This window comes from Frankia sp. AgKG'84/4 (assembly GCF_023242965.2).
In the GTDB taxonomy this organism is placed as follows: domain Bacteria; phylum Actinomycetota; class Actinomycetes; order Frankiales; family Frankiaceae; genus Frankia.
On record NZ_JALKFU020001053.1, the window covers coordinates 1 to 1,584 of the forward strand.

General features: G+C 73.0%; 3 protein-coding genes. 1 reads left to right on the forward strand and 2 read right to left on the reverse strand.

Annotation, left to right across the window (positions count from 1 at the left end; all coding sequences use genetic code 11):
• Positions 1–404: alpha/beta family hydrolase (locus MXD58_RS27205; RefSeq protein ID WP_374616717.1), on the reverse strand; the 404-nt coding region annotated here is incomplete at its 3' end.
• A gap of 29 nt (positions 405–433) precedes the next feature.
• Here MXD58_RS27205 and MXD58_RS27210 point away from each other — a divergent pair.
• Positions 434–1,222 carry a methyltransferase domain-containing protein gene (locus MXD58_RS27210; protein ID WP_248836783.1) on the forward strand — a complete coding sequence of 263 codons (789 nt, stop codon included), beginning with the start codon at positions 434–436 and terminating at the stop codon, positions 1,220–1,222.
• Positions 1,223–1,256: 34 nt separating this feature from the next.
• Here the strand turns inward: MXD58_RS27210 and MXD58_RS27215 are convergent.
• On the reverse strand, positions 1,257–1,584 hold a 328-nt coding region (locus MXD58_RS27215), incomplete at its 5' end, for an amidase family protein (RefSeq protein WP_250610781.1).

Here is a 1,584-nt window from a genome sequence, read left to right on the forward strand (position 1 = left end):
GCATCGAGGCGGACCGGCCGGTCCGGGGCGCGGCGGCCGGCCACCCGGTACGGCATCTCCAGGCGTGCCACCTGGACGCCGCCCGCGGCCAACCGGGCGGCCAGCGCGTCGAACAACGGCGTGTCGACCCCGCTGCCCGCGCCGTGCAGGAACAGCACGGTCGAAACGCCGGTCGCGGGAACCAGTCGCAGCGCTCCACCGTCCACAGCAGTGCGGGCCTCGTCCACCGGCACCGACGGACCAGCGGTCGAAGGGAGGCGATGTGTCCTGTTGTGGTCCTCATCACGTTCGACGCCGGTAGGTCGCGGCGGCGCGCATTGGTCCGACACGACAGGGAAGGACACGGCGTGGCCGTGGGTGGAATCTGTCAGACTCCCCCCGTGCGTGTGTGACGTACCTCGCATCAATGCCCCCTGAGCGATGGGAAAGGTTCATGGCGCCTGGCCCCGACGCCGACCTGCGTCCGTCTCGTGGACGAGCGCAGACGCTGGTCTGCGAGGCTCCAGCAAACAGCGACGATCCCTACTGGGCCTTCTACGAGGAGGTCGCGTCCGTCCAGCTCCGGGAATGGTTGCCGACGCGCCCGTCCCGGGTGCTGGACGTGTCCGGCCCGCGGGCCCGGTTCGCCCGCCAGATGGTGACTGCCGGCCACCAGGTGGTGCGCGTGGTGGCCGAACCGACCTCGGGTGACCCGGTGAGCGGCCCCGGCGCCCTGCTGCCGGTCGTCGGCGACGCCCGCTCGCTGGACTGGTTCCTGCCCGGTTCCTTCGACGCCGTGCTGGCGGAGGCCCGTGCGCTGTCGTTCTGCCTGGCCACCGAGACGACGCTGGAGGAGATCCACAGCATGCTCCGCCCCGGCGGGCAGCTGCTGCTCTGCGTCGACTCGCTGCTGCTCGGTCTCGCCCGCCTCGCCGAGCAGCACCGCTGGGCGGAGCTGTCCGATGTGCCCCGCGCGGACGTCGTGCTCGTGACCGCCGAAGACGGCACGATCACCCGCTGTTTCTGGCCGGAGGAGCTCAGCGCGCTGCTGTCCAGCGCCGGGTTCGAGGTCGACTGGATCCGCCCGCGCACTCTGCTCTCCGCCGAGGCGGTCAAGCGGGCCGTGGCCGAGGACGTCTCCTGCTTCCCCACCCTGGTGCGTACCGAGGTGGAGCTGGCCGCGGAGCGCGAGGGCGAGTCCAACGGCATCCACCTCATCGCCTCCGCCCGCCGCCCCGCCTGAGTCCGCCGCCCCGCCGGGCACGCCCCCGTGATCGCTAGCACGCGCAGTCCGGCATTGGCCAGGGCGCGAGTTCCTCGAGCGCGACGGCGATGGCGAGCAGCCGCTCCTCCTCACCGTGGCGGGCGATGACCTGCAGTCCCACCGGGGCGCCGTCCGCGGTGAAACCCGCGGGCACGCTCACCGCCGGATGCCCGCTGAGGTTGATCGCCCAGGTGAGGCTCACGCTGCGGACCTCGCCGGGCCCGGTGTGCGGGTGCGGCCGGTTGGGCGTGGTCGGGGTGAGGATCAGGTCCACCCGCGCCAGCACGGCGGCGAGAGCCCGGTCGTTGTGCGCGCGCAGCCGCGCGACGTCGACCGGGCGC